The organism is Burkholderia sp. Tr-862 (genome assembly GCF_011753085.1).
Classification (GTDB): domain Bacteria; phylum Pseudomonadota; class Gammaproteobacteria; order Burkholderiales; family Burkholderiaceae; genus Burkholderia; species Burkholderia ambifaria.
This window is the reverse complement of the sequence record NZ_VWWG01000084.1, coordinates 1-17888: the sequence shown is the minus strand read 5'-3', so window position 1 is coordinate 17888 and position 17888 is coordinate 1. Positions and strand designations below refer to the sequence as shown.

General features: G+C 66.1%; 17 protein-coding genes and 1 pseudogene. 13 read left to right on the top strand and 5 right to left on the bottom strand.

What is annotated here, in order from left to right; genetic code table 11:
• The first annotated feature begins 16 nt into the window (after window positions 1-16).
• The 8 genes from bamA to F3J14_RS21305 all read left to right on the top strand — a co-directional run bounded on the left by bamA (window position 17) and on the right by F3J14_RS21305 (window position 8384).
• Window positions 17-2323 (top strand): outer membrane protein assembly factor BamA, encoded by a 2307-nt coding sequence (gene bamA / locus F3J14_RS21340; protein ID WP_011657281.1) that lies wholly within the window; start codon window positions 17-19, stop codon window positions 2321-2323.
• A 64-nt stretch (window positions 2324-2387) separates the two neighbouring features.
• Complete coding sequence (locus F3J14_RS21335) at window positions 2388-2885, top strand: OmpH family outer membrane protein (protein ID WP_041489826.1); 498 nt, start codon at window positions 2388-2390, stop codon at window positions 2883-2885.
• Between the two features lie 16 nt (window positions 2886-2901).
• Window positions 2902-4026 (top strand): UDP-3-O-(3-hydroxymyristoyl)glucosamine N-acyltransferase, encoded by a 1125-nt coding sequence (gene lpxD / locus F3J14_RS21330; protein ID WP_166724711.1) that lies wholly within the window; start codon window positions 2902-2904, stop codon window positions 4024-4026.
• A 130-nt stretch (window positions 4027-4156) separates the two neighbouring features.
• Window positions 4157-4624 carry a 3-hydroxyacyl-ACP dehydratase FabZ gene (fabZ, locus tag F3J14_RS21325; RefSeq protein WP_006495559.1) on the top strand — a complete coding sequence of 156 codons (468 nt, stop codon included), beginning with the start codon at window positions 4157-4159 and terminating at the stop codon, window positions 4622-4624.
• Between the two features lie 67 nt (window positions 4625-4691).
• Window positions 4692-5480, top strand: coding sequence for an acyl-ACP--UDP-N-acetylglucosamine O-acyltransferase (gene lpxA / locus F3J14_RS21320; protein WP_166724710.1), 789 nt, complete (start codon window positions 4692-4694; stop codon window positions 5478-5480).
• Window positions 5481-5483: 3 nt separating this feature from the next.
• Window positions 5484-6653 carry a lipid-A-disaccharide synthase gene (lpxB, locus tag F3J14_RS21315; protein ID WP_166724709.1) on the top strand — a complete coding sequence of 390 codons (1170 nt, stop codon included), beginning with the start codon at window positions 5484-5486 and terminating at the stop codon, window positions 6651-6653.
• Window positions 6650-7303, top strand: a complete 654-nt coding sequence (gene rnhB, locus F3J14_RS21310; protein ID WP_166724708.1) for a ribonuclease HII — start codon at window positions 6650-6652, stop codon at window positions 7301-7303. Before lpxB ends, rnhB begins: the two co-directional genes overlap by 4 nt.
• Before the next feature lie 298 nt (window positions 7304-7601).
• Entirely contained in the window at window positions 7602-8384 is a 783-nt protein-coding gene (locus F3J14_RS21305; protein WP_166724707.1) for an RNA methyltransferase, read from the top strand.
• A 114-nt stretch (window positions 8385-8498) separates the two neighbouring features.
• Here the strand turns inward: F3J14_RS21305 and F3J14_RS21300 are convergent, their stop codons facing one another.
• A complete protein-coding gene (locus F3J14_RS21300) occupies window positions 8499-9314 on the bottom strand; it encodes a pyruvate, water dikinase regulatory protein (protein ID WP_006752164.1) in 816 nt (271 codons plus the stop codon).
• Window positions 9315-9689: 375 nt separating this feature from the next.
• On the opposite strand from F3J14_RS21300, the gene ppsA reads away from it, so the two are divergent.
• The 3 genes from ppsA to F3J14_RS21285 all read left to right on the top strand — a co-directional run bounded on the left by ppsA (window position 9690) and on the right by F3J14_RS21285 (window position 13658).
• A complete protein-coding gene (gene ppsA / locus F3J14_RS21295) occupies window positions 9690-12089 on the top strand; it encodes a phosphoenolpyruvate synthase (RefSeq protein WP_166724706.1) in 2400 nt (799 codons plus the stop codon).
• Between the two features lie 165 nt (window positions 12090-12254).
• On the top strand, window positions 12255-12689 hold the full coding sequence (locus F3J14_RS21290) for an NfeD family protein (RefSeq protein WP_166724705.1): 435 nt from the start codon (window positions 12255-12257) through the stop codon (window positions 12687-12689).
• A 33-nt stretch (window positions 12690-12722) separates the two neighbouring features.
• Window positions 12723-13658: an SPFH domain-containing protein gene (locus F3J14_RS21285; protein ID WP_011657272.1), complete on the top strand. Its 936-nt coding sequence runs from the start codon at window positions 12723-12725 to the stop codon at window positions 13656-13658.
• A gap of 241 nt (window positions 13659-13899) precedes the next feature.
• On the opposite strand, the gene smpB is transcribed toward F3J14_RS21285, so the two are convergent.
• On the bottom strand, window positions 13900-14346 hold the full coding sequence (gene smpB, locus F3J14_RS21280; protein WP_006758548.1) for an SsrA-binding protein SmpB: 447 nt from the start codon (window positions 14344-14346) through the stop codon (window positions 13900-13902).
• Between the two features lie 98 nt (window positions 14347-14444).
• Between smpB and F3J14_RS21275 the strand changes: the two genes are divergently transcribed.
• On the top strand, window positions 14445-14882 hold the full coding sequence (locus F3J14_RS21275; RefSeq protein WP_011657270.1) for a type II toxin-antitoxin system RatA family toxin: 438 nt from the start codon (window positions 14445-14447) through the stop codon (window positions 14880-14882).
• A 4-nt stretch (window positions 14883-14886) separates the two neighbouring features.
• Window positions 14887-15210: an RnfH family protein gene (locus F3J14_RS21270; protein WP_006752170.1), complete on the top strand. Its 324-nt coding sequence runs from the start codon at window positions 14887-14889 to the stop codon at window positions 15208-15210.
• 52 nt (window positions 15211-15262) lie between these two features.
• On the opposite strand, the gene F3J14_RS21265 is transcribed toward F3J14_RS21270, so the two are convergent.
• The 3 genes and pseudogenes from F3J14_RS21265 to F3J14_RS21255 form a co-directional block, all read right to left on the bottom strand.
• Window positions 15263-16234 (bottom strand): DMT family transporter, encoded by a 972-nt coding sequence (locus F3J14_RS21265; protein WP_166724704.1) that lies wholly within the window; start codon window positions 16232-16234, stop codon window positions 15263-15265.
• Between the two features lie 201 nt (window positions 16235-16435).
• Window positions 16436-17119, bottom strand: coding sequence for a glutaminyl-peptide cyclotransferase (locus F3J14_RS21260; protein WP_166724703.1), 684 nt, complete (start codon window positions 17117-17119; stop codon window positions 16436-16438).
• Window positions 17120-17149: 30 nt separating this feature from the next.
• Window positions 17150-17888: pseudogene (locus F3J14_RS21255) on the bottom strand (helix-turn-helix domain-containing protein); the annotation flags it as partial.

Here is a 17888-nt window from a genome sequence, read left to right as displayed (position 1 = left end):
ATATTGGGGATGCACGTTGTTCAAACCTCATCGCTTTGTACCTAAGACAGTTGCAGCGGCCGCGCTCGCCGCGCACGGCCTCGCGGCGCATGCAGCGGCACCGTTCGTGGTGCAAGACATCAAGATCGAGGGGTTGCAGCGCGTCGAAGCGGGTTCGGTGTTTGCCTACCTGCCGATCAAGCAGGGCGATACCTTCACCGACGACAAGGCATCCGAAGCAATCCGCGCGCTGTACGCGACGGGCTTCTTCAACGACGTGCGCATCGCCACCCAGGGCAACGTCGTGATCGTGCAGGTGCAGGAGCGTCCGGCCATCGCGTCGATCGACTTCACCGGCACGAAGGAATTCGACAAGGACAACCTGACGAAGGCGCTGCGCGCGGTGGGTCTGGCCGACGGCCGCTACTACGACAAGGCGCTCGTCGACAAGGCGGAGCAGGAGCTCAAGCGTCAGTACCTGACGCGCGGCTTCTACGCAGCCGAGGTCAAGACGACGATCACGCCGGTCGACGCGAACCGCGTGTCGATCCTGTTCGCGGTCGCCGAAGGCCCGAGCGCGAAGATCCGCCAGATCAACTTCATCGGCAACAAGGCGTTCAGCACCAGCAAGCTGCGCGACGAGATGCAGTTGTCCACGCCGAACTGGTTCTCCTGGTACACGAAGAACGACCTGTACTCGAAGGAAAAGCTCACGGGCGACCTCGAGGCCGTGCGCTCGTACTACCTGAACCGCGGCTACCTCGAGTTCAACATCGAGTCGACCCAGGTGTCGATCTCGCCCGACAAGAAGGACATGTACCTGACGGTCACGTTGCACGAAGGCGAGCCGTACACGGTGTCGGGCATCAAGCTGTCGGGCAACCTGCTCGATCGCGAAGCCGAACTGACCAAGCTGATCAAGATCAAGCCGGGCGATCGCTTCTCGGCCGAAAAGCTGCAGCAAACGACGAAGTCGATCGTCGACAAGCTCGGCGAATACGGCTATGCATTCGCGACCGTCAACGCGCAGCCGGACATCGACCAGGCGAACCACAAGGTAAACCTGAACCTCGTCGTCGATCCGAGCCGTCGCGTGTATGTGCGCCGTATCAACGTGGTCGGCAACACGCGTACGCGCGACGAAGTCGTGCGCCGCGAAATGCGCCAGCTCGAAAGCTCGTGGTTCGATTCGAACCGCCTCGCGCTGTCGAAGGACCGCGTGAACCGTCTCGGCTACTTCACCAACGTCGACGTGACGACGGTGCCGGTTGAAGGCACGAACGACCAGGTCGACGTGACCGTGAAGGTCGATGAAAAGCCGACCGGCGCGATCACGCTGGGCGCGGGCTTCTCGTCGACGGACAAGGTGGTGCTGTCGGCCGGCGTGTCGCAGGACAACGTGTTCGGCTCGGGCACGAGCCTGTCGGTGAACGTCAACACCGCGAAGAGCTACCGCACGCTGACCGTCACGCAGGTCGACCCGTACTTCACGGTCGACGGCATCAAGCGGATCACGGACGTCTACTACCGCACGTACCAGCCGCTCTACTATTCGACGAGCTCGAGCTTCCGGATCATCAGCGCGGGTGGCAACCTGAAGTTCGGCATTCCGTTCTCGGAAGTCGACACCGTCTACTTCGGCGCGGGCTTCGAGCAGAACCGTCTCGATGTCGACTCGAACACGCCGCAGAGCTACCAGGATTACGTGAACCAGTTCGGCCGCGTGTCGAACACGGTGCCGCTGACCGTCGCGTGGTCGCGCGATGCGCGTGACAGCGCGCTGATCCCGAGCCGCGGCTACTTCACGCAGGCGAACGTCGAGTACGGCGTGCCGGTCGGCAAGATCCAGTACTACAAGGCCGACCTGCAGGCGCAGTACTACTATTCGTTCTCGCGCGGCTTCATCCTGGGCATGAACCTGCAAGGCGGCTACGGTAACGGTATCGGCAACCCGTACCCGATCTTCAAGAACTACTACGCGGGCGGTATCGGCTCCGTGCGTGGCTACGAGCCGAGCTCGCTGGGCCCGCGCGACACGAAGACGAACGACCCGATCGGCGGTTCGAAGATGCTCGTCGGCAACATCGAGCTGACGTTCCCGCTGCCGGGCACGGGCTACGACCGCACGCTGCGCGTGTTCACGTTCCTCGACGGCGGTAACGTGTGGGGCAACGCGCCGGGCGGCACGAGTACCGGCGCGAACGGCCTGCGTTACGGCTACGGTGTGGGTCTCGCGTGGATCTCGCCGATCGGCCCGCTGAAGCTGAGCCTCGGCTTCCCGCTGCAGAAGCATGAAGGCGACCAGTACCAGAAATTCCAGTTCCAGATCGGGACGGCGTTCTGATCGAACGCATGACAACAGCAACGAGAGGGTAATTTTGCTAACCGGTAAGTTTTCGAAACGAGTGATGTGTGCGCTGACCGTTGCGCTGGCCTTGGGCGCGGCGACGGCGCATGCTCAGGACGTCGCCCGCATCGCGGCGGTCAATTCGGATCGGATCCTGCGCGAGTCGGCGCCCGCCAAGGTGGCGCAGACGAAGCTCGAAGCCGAGTTCGCGAAGCGCGATAAGGAACTGCAGGACCTCGCGGCGCGCCTGAAGTCGATGTCCGACTCGCTGGACAAGAACGGTGCGTCGCTGTCGGCGGCCGATCGTGCGCAGAAGCAGCGCGATCTCGCGCAGCTCGACACCGACTTCCAGCGCAAGCAGCGCGAGTTTCGCGAGGACCTGAACCAACGCCGCAACGAGGAACTCGCGGCGGTGCTGGAGCGCGCGAACAAGGTCATCAAGCAGATAGCCGAGCAGCAGAATTACGACCTGATCGTGCAGGAAGCCGTGTACGTCAGTCCGCGCATCGACATCACCGACAAGGTGCTCAAGGCGCTCGCGTCCGGCTCGACGAACTGAACGGAGCAGACGACGAATGGCATTGACGCTCGAGGAACTCGTAAAGCGGTTCGGCGGCGAGATCGCCGGCGACGCCCAGTGCAAGGTGGGCGGCCTCGCGCCGCTCGACCAGGCAGGCCCTCAGCAACTCGCATTTCTCGCGAATCCGAAGTACCTGTCGCAGGTCGAGACGACCCGCGCCGGCGCGGTGCTGATCGCGCCGAAGGATCTCGAAAAGCTGCGCGCGGCCACTGACGGCCAGCCGGCCAGCCCGCAGTCGGCCGGCCCCCGGATGGCCGGCCCCCGTAATTTCATCGTGACGCCGAATCCGTACGCGTACTTCGCGCGCGTCGCGCAGATGTTCATCGATCTCGCCACGCCGCCGCGCGCGCCGGGCGTGCATCCGAGCGCGACGATCGATCCGGCCGCACAGGTTGCCGCGAGTGCGGTGATCGGTCCGCACGTGACGGTCGAGGCCGGCGCGGTGATCGAGGACGGCGTGCAGCTCGACGCGAACGTGTTCGTCGGCCGCGGCACGACGATCGGCGCGGGTTCGCACCTGTATCCGAACGCATCGGTGTACCACGGCTGCAAGATCGGCCCGCGCGCGATCATCCATTCGGGTGCCGTAATCGGTTCCGACGGGTTCGGCTTCGCGCCCGATTTCGTCGGCGACGGCGATGCGCGCACCGGCAGCTGGGTCAAGATCCCGCAGGTCGGCGGCGTGACGGTCGGCCCGGATGTCGAGATCGGCGCGAACACGACGATCGATCGCGGCGCGATGGCGGACACCGTCATCGAGGAATGCGTGAAGATCGACAATCAGGTCCAGATCGGCCACAACTGCCGGATCGGCGCCTATACGGTGATCGCGGGCAGCGCGGGCATCGCCGGCAGCACGACGATCGGCCGCCACTGCATGATCGGCGGCGCGGCGGGCATCGCCGGCCACGTGACGCTCGGCGACTATGTCATCATCACCGCGAAGTCGGGCGTGTCGAAGTCGCTGCCGAAGGCCGGCATCTACACGAGCGCATTCCCGGCCGTCGAGCACGGCGAATGGAACCGGAGCGCCGCACTCGTGCGCAACCTCGACAAGCTGCGCGAGCGCATCAAGGCGCTCGAAACCGCGCTGGCCGCCCAGGGCGGCACGGACGCCTGACCGACGCCATGCGAGACCAGCAACCGGGCACGGCCAGCGCTACCGGCCCGGTTTGTCAGACTGGGCCGCGCGGCGGCCCGCTTCAGCCTTTGCATCACCACCGCGCAGCCTCTGCGTGAGACGAACCATCATGAGCACTGAAAAAATCAATCTCGACATCCACAAGATCCTCACGCTGCTGCCGCACCGCTACCCGATTCTGCTCGTCGACCGCGTGCTCGAACTCGAGCCGCACAAGGGGATCAAAGCGCTGAAGAACGTGTCGATCAACGAGCCGTTCTTCCAGGGACACTTCCCGAAGCGGCCGGTGATGCCGGGTGTGCTGATCCTCGAGGCGCTCGCTCAGGCAGCCGCGCTGCTGACGTTCGCGGAAGAGCAGCCGAAGGATCCGGAAAACACGCTGTACTACTTCGTCGGCATCGACGGCGCGCGCTTCAAGCGCGTGGTCGAACCGGGCGACCAGCTGATTCTGAACGTGACGTTCGAACGTTACATCCGCGGCATCTGGAAGTTCAAGGCGGTGGCGGAAGTGGACGGCAAGGTGGCGGCGGAAGCCGAACTGATGTGCACGGTCAAGACGGCCGACGCGGCGCCCTGAGCGACGCGGCACGCATGGATATCGTAACGCGAGCAACGCGACACATCATATCGAGAGGCAACGGCGCATGACCAGGATTCATCCCACCGCGATTGTCGAACCGGGCGCGCAGATCGACGAGTCCGTCGAGATCGGGCCGTATGCGATCGTCGGGCCGCACGTCACGATCGGCGCGCGTACGACGATCGGCTCGCACAGCGTGATCGAAGGTCACACGACGCTCGGCGAGGACAACCGCATCGGCCATTACGCGTCGGTCGGCGGCCGTCCGCAGGACATGAAGTACAAGGACGAGCCGACGAAGCTCGTGATCGGCAACCGCAACACGATCCGCGAATTCACGACGATTCACACCGGCACCGTGCAGGACGTCGGCGTGACGACGCTCGGCGACGACAACTGGATCATGGCCTATGTGCACATCGGTCATGACTGCCGCGTCGGCAGCAACGTGATCCTGTCCAGCAACGCGCAGATGGCCGGTCACGTCGAGATCGGCGACTACGCGATCATCGGCGGGATGTCGGGCGTGCACCAGTTCGTGCGCATCGGCGCGCATTCGATGCTGGGCGGCGCGTCGGCGCTCGTGCAGGACGTGCCGCCGTTCGTGATCGCGGCCGGCAACAAGGCCGAGCCGCACGGCATCAACGTCGAAGGCCTGCGCCGGCGCGGCTTCTCTCCCGACGCGATCTCGGCGCTGCGCAGCGCGTACCGCCTGCTGTACAAGAACGGCCTGTCGCTCGAGGAAGCGAAGGTGCAGTTGCGCGAGCTGGCGGTCGCGGGCGGCGAAGGCGATGCAGCGGTCACCGCGTTCGTCGAGTTCATCGACGCGTCCCAACGCGGCATCATCCGCTAAGCGATGTCGCTCCCGACCAATCAGCTCCGGCTCGCAATGGTGGCCGGCGAGCCGTCGGGCGATCTGCTCGCGGCGTCGCTGCTCGGCGGGCTACAAGAGCGGCTGCCCGCGTCGACCCGATACTACGGGATCGGCGGGCAGCGGATGCTCGCGCACGGCTTCGACTCGCACTGGCAGATGGACAAGCTCACGGTGCGCGGCTACGTCGAGGCGCTGGGCCAGATTCCCGAGATCCTGCGGATTCGCGGCGAGTTGAAGCGCCAGCTGCTCGCGGAGCGGCCCGACGCGTTCATCGGCGTCGACGCGCCGGACTTCAACTTCAGCGTGGAGCAGGCCGCGCGCGATGCGGGCATCCCGTCGATCCACTTCGTGTGCCCGTCGATCTGGGCGTGGCGCGGTGGGCGGATCAAGAAGGTCGCGAAGTCCGTCGATCACATGCTGTGCCTGTTCCCGTTCGAACCGGCGATCCTCGACAAGGCGGGCGTCGCATCGACGTATGTCGGTCATCCGCTCGCCGACGAGATTCCGCTCGAGCCCGACACGCAGGGCGCGCGCATCGCGCTCGGCCTGCCGGCCGACGGCCCGGTGATCGCGGTGTTGCCGGGCAGCCGGCGCTCGGAGATCGGGCTGATCGGCCCGACGTTCTTCGCGGCGATGGCGCTGATGCAGCAGCGTGAGCCCGGCGTGCGCTTCGTGATGCCGGCGGCGACGCCTGCGCTGCGCGAACTGCTGCAGCCGCTCGTCGACGCGCATCCGCAACTCGCGCTGACGATCACCGACGGCCGCTCGCAGGTCGCGATGACGGCCGCGGACGCGATCCTCGTGAAGAGCGGCACCGTCACGCTGGAAGCCGCGCTGCTGAAGAAGCCGATGGTGATATCGTACAAGGTGCCCTGGCTGACCGGGCAGATCATGCGCCGGCAGGGTTATCTGCCGTACGTCGGCTTGCCGAACATCCTGGCGGGGCGCTTCGTCGTGCCCGAATTGCTGCAGCATTTCGCGACGCCCGAGGCGCTCGCCGATGCGACGCTCACGCAACTGCGCGACGACGCGAACCGCCGCACGCTGACTGAAGTCTTTACCGAAATGCATCTTTCGCTGCGTCAGAACACGGCCGCGAAGGCCGCCGAAGCCGTTGTGCGCGTACTCGAGCAGCGCAGGGGGCGCGCATGACGGCCGCCCGTGCACCACGCCGCCGCGCATCGACCGACCTGCAGGGCGGTTTCGACTTCAGTCGGCCCGACGAGATCGTCTGCGGCGTCGACGAAGCGGGCCGCGGCCCGCTCGCGGGGCCGGTCGTGGCCGCTGCGGTGATCCTCGATCCCGCGCGGCCGATCGACGGGCTCGACGATTCGAAGGCGCTGTCCGCGAAGAAGCGCGACGCGCTGTACGACCTGATCGTCGCGCGCGCGAGTGCGTATTGCGTCGCGTCGGCCAGCGTCGACGAAATCGACACGCTGAACATCCTGCACGCGACGATGCTGGCGATGAAGCGGGCCGTCGAGGGCCTGTCGGTGCTGCCGACGCTTGCCCAGATCGACGGCAACCGCTGCCCGACGCTGACGGTGCGCGCCGAGGCGATCGTCAGCGGCGACGCGCTCGTGCCGAGCATCTCGGCCGCGTCGATTCTCGCGAAGGTCACGCGCGACCGCATGCTCGTCGATCTGCATGAACGTTTCCCGGTGTACGGCTTCAACGTGCACGTGGGTTACAGCACCCCGAAACACCTTGCCGCGCTGCGCGAGCACGGCCCGTGCGAAGTGCATCGGCGCTCGTTCGCGCCCGTGCGCGAGGCGCTCGACCTGATGACCGGTTCCCGCTGAGAACGGGCTTGCGCCGGCCGCCAGAAGGGTCGAGCGCGAGGGAAGGGGGCGCGGCGAATATCTCGCGTATTCGCCACGAGCATGACGCCACGATCGGCCTTTCTGGCGGCCCCCGCCGGAAAGGGATTTTTTAGTTTCGTGAACGGGCGTTGCCGGCCGCATTGCGACGTCGCGCGTCGCTTGGTCGGCGCGGCCCGACGGCGCGCCGTGCTTCTTGCACGCGCCCGAAGGCACTCCCCTTGGGGGACAGCCGGCAACGCACGTTCGCAAGCCCGCGATTAGCGGGAACAGGCCCCTGATGAAGAGCATTACATCCCGCGACAACCCGCTGTACAAGCGCCTGAAGGCGCTCGCGGGCTCGACGTCGCAGCAGCGGCGCGGCGGCCAGGCGCTGCTCGAAGGTTTCCATCTCGCCGGCGCGTATCTCGATACGGGCGCGACACCGGAGCTGTGCGTCGCGACCGAAGGCGCGCTCGCGCACGCCGAAGCGCAGGCGATCATCGCGCGCATCGACGCGCAGCGGGTCGTCACGCTGCCCGACGCGCTGTTCGGCCAGTTGTCGAACGTGGTCAGCGGCGTCGGTTTCCTGCTGCTCGTCGACCGGCCCGTGCAGCCGCTGCCCGAGCGCGTCACGCACACGTCGGTCGTGCTCGACGGCGTGCAGGACGCCGGCAACGTCGGCTCGATCCTGCGCAGCGCGGCGGCGGCCGGCGTGCGGCACGTGTTCTGCGCGCCGGGCACCGCCTATGCGTGGTCGTCGAAGGTGCTGCGTTCGGGGATGGGTGCGCACTTCCTGCTGTCGATCCACGAGGATGTCGAGCCGGACGCGCTCGCCGGGCGGCTCGACGTGCCGGTCGCGCTGACGGATTCGCACGGCGCGCAAGCGGTCTACGACTGCGACCTGGCGGGGCCCGTCGCATGGGTGTTCGGCAACGAGGGCGCCGGCGTGTCGGCGTTCTGGCGCGACGCGGCCACGCATCGCGTGACGATCCCGCAGCCCGGTGGAATGGAGTCGCTGAATGTCGCAGCCGCGGCGGCGGTGTGCCTGTTCGAGCAGGTGCGGCAGCAGCGGCGCGCATGACATGACGACGTTACGCATGGCGTTGCCCGCGCGTATCCCGCATCACGAAAAAAGGCCGCGTACGCGGCCTTTTTGCTGTTGGCGGCGGCCTGACGGCGGCCGGTGCGCCAGTCGTCAGTACGACTGCCGGTCGAGACGGATTTCCTGCAGGATCGTCGTCGCGATTTCCTCGATCGACTTGTGCGTCGACGACAGCCACTTGATCCCTTCGCGGCGCATCATCGCCTCGGCCTCGTTGATCTCGTAGCGGCAGTTCTCCGGCGCCGCGTACTTGCTGCCGGGGCGGCGCTCGTTGCGGATCTCCGACAGGCGCTGTGGGTCGATGGACAGCCCGAACAGCTTGTCGCGATGCGGCGACAGCGCCGACGGCAGCTTGCCGCGCTCGAAGTCTTCCGGAATCAGCGGATAGTTGGCCGCCTTCACGCCGTACTGCATCGCGAGATACAGGCTCGTCGGCGTCTTGCCGCTGCGCGACACGCCGACCAGGATCACGTCGGCTTCGGACAGGTTGCGGTTCGACTGGCCGTCGTCGTGCGCGAGCGAGAAGTTGATCGCCTCGATCCGCGTCTTGTATTCCTCGGTATCGGCGTTCTGGTGGCCGCGACCCATCGCGTGGCTCGACTTCAGCTCCAGTTCCTGCTCGAGCGGCTCGACGAAGCGCTGGAACATGTCCAGCACGAGCGCGTTCGAGCGCTTGACGATGTCGTTCGACTCGCTGTCGACGAGCGTCGTGAAGACGATCGCGCGGCGGCCGTCGTGCACCGCGGCGTCGTTGATCTTCTCGACGGTCGCATAGGCTTTCTCGAGCGAGTCGACGAACGGGAGGCGCACGAGGCGGAATTTCTGGTCGAACTGGGAGAGGATCGAATGCGCGAAGGTTTCGGCAGTGATCCCGGTGCCGTCGGAGACGATGAAAACGGTAGGCAGCATGAATCTGGGCGTCGAGCGTGAAGGGCGGTTGCGCGGGCGGCTGGAGGTTCGCCTCCAGACGCGGTGACAAGGTCGCGCCACATCCGGCAGCCGGCACGGTAGAATAGCGGCAACCTGTTGGATAAGCAATTGCGGGGGCAGGATACGAACGGCGCCCCAGGCTTGGCCGCTCGATTCAAAATTCCCGGCAAGTTCGGCGATTTGTCTGAATATATCGCCCTTCTGCCGGGATTTTTGCAAATCGGGTCGAAAGATTTTTCGCCACGGCGATTGTTTCTCCAACAGGTTGCGCAAGACGCGCCGCGCCTTTTTGCAGGCGCCCGCGTCCGAGCCCACTTGCGCAATCGAGCATTTTTTTCACACTTAGGGGCTTGTATGACTAACGCAGCAAACGTCGCAAAGGACCAGGCGTATGTAATCCCGTTCGAGCAGTTGCGGATGACCGATGTGGAGATCGTGGGCGGCAAGAATGCGTCGCTCGGCGAGATGATCAGCCAGCTTTCCGAAGCAGGCGTTCGCGTACCCACCGGTTTCGCCACGACCGCGCTCGCCTTCCGTGATTTCCTCAAGCACAACGATCTGACCGATCGCATCGCCAAGCGTCTCGAGTCGCTCGACATCGACGACGTGAAGGCGCTCGCCGAAGCCGGTGCCGAAATCCGCAAATGGATCGTCGATGCGCCGATGCAGGCACGTCTCGAAGAGGAAATTCGCGCCCAGTTCGAAATCCTGAAGAGCGGCTCGCCGGCCGAGCTGTCGTTCGCCGTGCGTTCGTCCGCGACTGCGGAAGACCTGCCCGACGCGTCGTTCGCCGGTCAGCAGGAGTCGTATCTGAACGTCGTCGGCATCGAGGACGTCCTCGATCGCATGAAGCACGTGTTCGCGTCGCTCTACAACGACCGAGCGATCTCGTATCGCGTGCACAAGGGCTTCACGCACGCCGAGGTCGCACTGTCGGCCGGCGTGCAGCGCATGGTCCGCTCGGACGTCGGCGCGGCCGGCGTGATGTTCACGATCGACACCGAATCGGGCTTCAAGGACGCCGTGTTCATCACGTCGAGCTATGGCCTGGGCGAAACCGTCGTGCAGGGCGCCGTGAACCCGGACGAGTTCTACGTGTTCAAGACGACGCTCGCGCAGGACAAGTACCCGATCATCCGCCGCTCGATCGGCTCGAAGCTGATCAAGATGGAATTCACGCAGCCGGGCGAGCCGGGTCGCGTGAAGACGGTCGACGTGTCGCACGAGCAGCGTAACCGCTATTCGATCACCGACGAAGACGTGATCGAGCTCGCGAAGTACGCGGTCATCATCGAGAAGCACTACCAGCGTCCGATGGACATCGAGTGGGGCAAGGACGGCCGCGACGGCAAGATCTTCATCCTGCAGGCACGTCCGGAAACGGTGAAGAGCCAGGCGAGCGGCAAGGCCGAGCAGCGCTTCAAGCTGAAGGGCCAGTCGCAGGTGCTGGCGACGGGCCGCGCGATCGGCCAGAAGATCGGCGCGGGCCCCGTGCGCGTGATCCAGGATCCGTCGGAAATGGAACGCGTGCAGCCGGGCGACGTGCTGGTGGCGGACATGACCGACCCGAACTGGGAGCCGGTGATGAAGCGTGCGGCGGCGATCGTCACGAACCGTGGCGGCCGCACCTGCCACGCGGCGATCATCGCGCGTGAGCTCGGCGTGCCGGCAGTCGTCGGCTGCGGCGACGCGACCGACGTGCTGAAGGACGGCGCGCTCGTCACCGTGTCGTGCGCGGAAGGCGACGAAGGCAAGATCTACGACGGGCTGCTCGAGACGGAAGTCACGGAAGTGCAGCGCGGCGAGCTGCCGGAAATCCCGGTCAAGATCATGATGAACGTCGGCAACCCGCAGCTCGCGTTCGACTTCTCGCAACTGCCGAACGCGGGTGTTGGCCTCGCGCGTCTCGAGTTCATCATCAACAACAACATCGGCGTGCACCCGAAGGCGATCCTCGAGTACCCGAACATCGACCAGGACCTGAAGAAGGCGGTCGAGAGCGTGGCGCGTGGTCACGCGTCGCCGCGCCAGTTCTACGTCGACAAGCTGACGGAAGGCGTCGCGACGATCGCCGCGGCGTTCTATCCGAAGCCGGTGATCGTGCGTCTGTCCGACTTCAAGTCGAACGAGTACAAGAAGCTGATCGGCGGTTCGCGTTACGAGCCGGACGAGGAAAACCCGATGCTGGGCTTCCGTGGCGCGTCGCGCTACATCGCGGAAGACTTCGCGCAGGCGTTCGAGATGGAGTGCCGTGCACTGAAGCGCGTGCGCGACGAGATGGGCCTGACCAACGTCGAGATCATGGTGCCGTTCGTGCGTACCGTGAAGCAGGCGGAGCGCGTCGTCGGCCTGCTCGAGAAGTTCGGCCTGAAGCGCGGCGAGAACGGCTTGCGTCTCGTGATGATGTGTGAAGTCCCGACCAACGCGATTCTTGCCGAAGAGTTCCTCGAACACTTCGACGGTTTCTCGATCGGTTCGAACGACCTCACGCAGCTCACGCTCGGCCTCGATCGCGACTCGGGTATGGAACTGCTGGCCGTCGACTTCGACGAACGCGACCCGGCCGTCAAGTTCCTGTTAAAGCGTGCAATCGATACCTGCCTCCGGATGGGCAAGTACGTCGGCATCTGCGGCCAGGGCCCGTCCGATCACCCGGACTTCGCGCAATGGCTGACCGACGAAGGCATCGTGTCGATCTCGCTGAACCCGGACACGATCATCGATACGTGGCAGGCGCTCGCCAACCGGAAGTAACGGTCGGTCATGCAGCCTTGACGAAAGGGCGGCTCACCGCTCTTTCGATGAAGGCAGAATGCAAGGTTCATGCTATAAACACCCCGGTAGGCACCGGGGTGTTTTTGTTTGTACTCGTCGAGCCGCGAACATAGCGAGCGTGAGGGCGTTTTTCGGGAGACCACAATGATGTCGGGGCATCTGTTCTGGTGGGTCGGAGTCGGCGTGCTGGTCGTCGCCGAATTGCTGACCGGCACGTTCTATCTGCTGATGATCGCACTCGGCTTTCTCGCGGGCGCGCTGCTGCAACTCGCCGGTTTCGCGCCGCACGTGCAGGTCGGGGCGGCCGCCGCGGTCGCGATCATCGCGATGATCGTGCTGCGTCGCTCGGGGCTCGGGCGCAAGCAGAAACGCGACACGTCGGCGAATCCGGACGTCAATCTCGATATTGGCTCGACCGTGACGGTCGACGCGTGGCACGACGGCCGCGCGCGCGTGCAGTATCGCGGCGCCGACTGGGACGTCGAGCTCGCGGCCGGCGAGCGTGACGATGCGCACGTGTATCAAGTGAGTGCCGTGCGCGGCAACAGCCTCGTCGTCGTCGCGAAACCCGCGCGCTGATCGTCCACGCATATAACAAGGAGGGAATACTTCATGGATTCGCTGATCATCTGGGTTGTCCTGCTCGTCATCGCCATCGTGATCGTGTCGAAGACGGTGAAGATCGTGCCGCAGCAACATGCGTGGGTGCTCGAACGATTCGGGCGCTATCACGCGACGCTGTCGCCCGGCCTCAATATCGTGCTGCCGTTCGTCGATCGGATCGCCTACCGGCACGTGCTGAAGGAAATTCCGCTCGACGTGCCGAGCCAGGTCTGCATCACGCGCGACAACACGCAGCTGCAGGTCGACGGCGTGCTGTACTTCCAGGTCACCGATCCGATGAAGGCTTCGTACGGGTCGAGCAACTTCGTGCTCGCGATCACGCAGCTCGCGCAGACGACGCTGCGCTCGGTGGTCGGCAAGCTCGAACTCGACAAGACCTTCGAGGAGCGCGACTTCATCAACCACAACATCGTGTCGGCGCTCGACCAGGCCGCCGCGAACTGGGGCGTGAAAGTGCTGCGCTACGAGATCAAGGACCTGACGCCGCCGAAGGAGATCCTGCACGCGATGCAGGCGCAGATCACCGCCGAGCGGGAAAAGCGCGCGCTGATCGCCGCATCCGAAGGCCGCAAGCAGGAGCAGATCAACCTCGCGTCGGGCGCGCGCGAGGCCGCGATCCAGAAGTCCGAAGGCGAGCGGCAGGCCGCGATCAACCGGGCGCAGGGTGAGGCGTCCGCGATTCTCGCGGTGGCCGAGGCGAACGCGCAAGCAATCCAGAAGATCGCGGGCGCGATCCAGTCGCAGGGCGGGATGGATGCCGTGAACCTGAAGGTCGCCGAACAATATGTCGGCGCGTTCTCGAACCTCGCGAAACAGGGCAATACGCTGATCGTGCCGGCGAACCTGTCGGATCTCGGCACCGCGATCGCGTCCGCGCTGACGATCGTCAAGAACGCAGTGCCCGCCGAGGGCGGGAAGGGCTGAGCGTACGCGCGGTTCCAGGCGCAGGCGGCCGTGGCATGCGCCGCGCATGCGGCGAATCGTCGCACGGCGGAATCGCGATCACGATCGCATTTGCATGGCGACGGGCGGCGCAGCGCTTCATCCGGCGCGCTGATCGGCTACTCGATCGGCTACTCGATCGGCACCCGCACGAATCACGCGATACGAAGCAACACGGCCCGCTTCGAGCGGGCCGTGTCGTTTGCGATGCGGATCGGGTGGGTCAGGTACCGGCGCGCATGATGCGGGCCTTTTCGCGTTCCCAGTCGCGCTTCTTCTCGGTTTCGCGCTTATCGTGCAGCTTCTTGCCCTTCGCGAGCGCGATGTCGCATTTCACGCGACCGCCCTTGTAGTGGAAGTTCAGCGGCACGAGCGTGTAGCCGCGCTGCTCGACCTTGCCGATCAGTTTCTTGATTTCCTCGCGGTGCAGCAGCAGCTTGCGCGTGCGGACCGGATCGGGCGTGATGTGCGTCGAGGCTTCGGGCAGCGGGCTGATGTGGGTGCCGATCAGGAAGATCTCGGCGTTCTTGACGACGACGTAGCCTTCCTTGATCTGGCCGCGCCCGGCGCGCAGCGCCTTGACTTCCCAGCCCTCCAGCACGAGCCCCGCCTCGTAGCGTTCCTCGATGTGATAATCGAAGTGCGCTTTCCTGTTGTCGATGATGCTCATGAAAGGATTGGGCCAACTCGTTTAAAATCACGATTTTAGCAAAGCGGGGCGAGAATCGCCCGGCTTGCGTTCTCACTTCGAGCGATGCCGCGCGATTTATGGCAGATGTCCAGAAAACAGTATTGATCCGTCATTCGGCGGAACAGATGTTCGACCTCGTCACCGACGTGGCCGACTACCCCAATTTCCTGCCCTGGTGCGGCGGCGTCGAGATTCGCCGTCAGGACGACCGCGGGATGGAAGCGCGCATCGACATCAACTTCAAGGGTATCAAGCAGCATTTCGCGACGCGCAATACGCAGCAGCGCCCGACGAGGATCGACATGGAGTTCGCGGACGGCCCGTTCAAGAAGTTCACGGGCTCGTGGCGCTTCATTCCGCTGCGCGCCGATGCGTGCAAGATCGAATTCGCGCTGCACTACGAGTTCTCGAGCATCCTGCTCGAGAAGATCATCGGGCCGGTGTTCAGCCATATCGCGAACACGTTCGTCGATTCGTTCGTGAAGCGCGCCGACCAGCGCTACGGGAAGGGGTGACGCGATGCTGTCGATCGAAGTCTGCTACGCGCTGCCGGATCGCCAGACGCTGATTCCGGTGTCGCTGCCCGAAGGCGCAACCGTGCGCGCGGCAATCGACGCCAGCGGGGTGCTCGCGCTGCACCCGGAGATCGATCTCGCACACGCGAAAACCGGCGTGTTCGGCAAGCTCGCGCCCCTCGACGCGCCGCTCGCCGACCACGACCGTGTCGAGATCTACCGTCCGTTGATCGTCGATCCGAAGCTCGCGCGCCAGCGGCGCGTCGACAAGACCCGCCGCGAGGGCTCCGTCGAGGGCCGCAAGTGGATGCACAAGGACGCGCGCTGACGCGTTGCTCCGGCGCTTTCGTTCCGATTCGTCAGACCAGACGCGGCCGCGCTCAGTGGGCCGTGACGTTCGCGCGGCCGGCCGTATCGCCTCCCGCGTGCGTGTCGCCGTGCCGGCGCACCGATGCATAGACGCCCGCCAGCAGCAGTGCGAGCGCCGCGATCTCGAGCGCGCGCGGCATCCGGTGGTCGTAGACGAACGCGTAGAGCATCGCGAACACGGTTTCGAACACGATCAGCTGGCCCGACAGCGTGAGCGGCAGCCGCTTCGACGCCGCGTTCCACAGTCCGTTGCCGAGCCACGACGCGCCGACCGCCAGCGCCAGGTTCAGCAGCCAGAACAGCTGCCAGCGCGATGCCGGGACGGCCGCCTGCGCCGTGCCGGCCGGCAGCGCGAGGATCGCGAGCCAGCAGAGACCGCCGATCAGGCCCGTCACGACACCCCACAGCACCGACCATTCGTTGCCGCCGAAATGATGGTGGCGCTGCAAGTAGCGCGCGTTCGCGACCGCGTACCAGGTCCAGCTGGCCAGCGCGCCGCTTGCGCACGCGATGCCGGCGAGCTTCTGGCCGAGCGTCGTCGCGTGCGCGGCTTCCGAGGTGAAGAGGTCGACGTTGATGCAGACGATGCCGGCGATCACCAGCGCGAGCGGGGCGGCGAGACGCCGCAGCGGCACCGCGCCATGGTCGCCGAGGCCCGCGAGCGTGACGGTCACGGGCAGCACGCCGACGATCAGCGAGCTGGGCGCGATGCCGATCAGGTGCACGGCGCCGGACAACAGCATGTAGTACGCGACGTTGCCGACGAGCGCGAGCTTCACGAGCGCGACGAGATCCTCGCGGGTCAGCCGCGCGAGCAGCGAGCGGGCCGCCGGCAACGCCGCCGCCAGCGATACGAGGCCGTACATCGCATAGCGGCCCGCGCTCAGCAGCAGCGGCGAGAAGTCGGTCATCAGCCGCGGCACGAGAAACACCATGCCCCACAACGCGCCTGCGAGGACGCCATACACTACACCGCGCTGCATCGACTGCTCCGAACGAAAGACTGACGAGCGCGCATCTTAGCGACGGCGGCGCGAGCGCGTCTTGTTCATTCCTGCACTCGGAAGCGGGTGGCGTTCGGGATCGGCCGCGAGCGCTGCCGCGATCCGGTCCTGTTTGTCGCGGGTCGCGGATCGCGGATCGCGGATCGCGGCGGGCAGGCACGCCTTGCAACGACCGGCGGATCAGCTCTCGGCCGGTTCGGCCGCCGCCGCACTGTCGCCCGCCGCGGATGACCGCGCGGGGCGGCGTACGGCGCGCAGCTTGCCGCTGTTGCCGCCGCCGCAGTAGAACGTGTCGCGACCGTCGGACTCCAGCCCCGACACGCCGACGCCGGGCGGCATGTCGACCTGCTCGAGCACTTGCCCGGTGCGCGGGTCGATCCGCCGCAGCTCGCTCTGGTCTGCCTCCCAGGTGCCGTGCCACAGCTCGCCGTCGACCCACGTCACGCCGGTGACGAAGCGGTTCGATTCGATCGTGCGCAGCACGGCGCCCGATTGCGGATCCACCTGATGAATCTTGCGCTCGCGGTATTGGCCGACCCACAGCGTGCCTTCGGCCCAGGCGAGCCCGGAATCGGCGCCGCCGCCGGGCGCGGGTATCGTCGCGAGCACGCGGCCCGAGTCGGGATCGATCTTCTCGATGCGGTCGTCGACGATCTGGAACAGATGGCGCCCGTCGAACGCGGTGCCCGCGTGCGCGGCGACGTCGAGTGTGCGCACGGTCGTGCCGCGTTCCGGGTCGAGCGCGTTCAGCTTGTCGCCGGACGCGAACCACACGTACTGCCCGTCGAACGTGACGCCGTGCACGCCGTCGCCGCCCGGAAACGGGCCGTATTCGCGGAGGATGTTTGCCGTGGATCGTTTCATGTCTGTCGCCTCGTCGTTGGTGTACTCATCCTAGTCGCCCGGCAGCGGCGCGGGGAGTAACAAGGTCGTCGCGAATCCGGGCAGCGGCGGCGTCATCCAGCGGCGCGCGCGACCGCGGCCGAGCGCCTGCACCTTGTCCGCCTCGGCGAGCGCGTCGAGCGCACGCTGGACGGTGCGCTGACTCGCACCGAGCGCGAGGGCCAGTGCGGAACTCGACCACGCCTCGCCGTCCGCGAGCAGCGCGAGCACGGCCGCGTGGCGGTCGTCGACGGGGCGCGCGAGCACGACGGTCTCGCGCGGGCCGAGCGGTTCGAGCGCGAAGCCGTGCGGCGTCGCGGTGACGTTCGCGAGCGGCCGCAGCATCGCGCGCAGGCGGCCGATCTCGACACGCAGGCGGGCGCGATGCGATTCGTCCGCGTGTTTCGCGCGAAACGCCGCGGCGACAAGCGCGTTTCTCGACACGTCCCCGGGCCATGCCTCGCCGAGCATGCGGGCGAGCACGAACAGCACCGGGCGGCGCGCGAGCGACACGGTCGTGCGCGCGTCGCGCACCGCGTGGCGGCATGCATCGACGACGAGTGCGTTCGATTCCAGCAGCGCCTCGACGTCGTCGAGCAGCACGAGCCGCGACGCGCCGCGCGCGATGAGCCGCGCGGCCGGCGTATCGAGCACGCGCGCGGTCGTGTCGACTTCGGCCGTCAGCGCCGCGATGCCGGCGTCCCGTGCGGCCGCGCGCGCACGGGCGAGGGCCATGCGCGCCGCGTGCGGA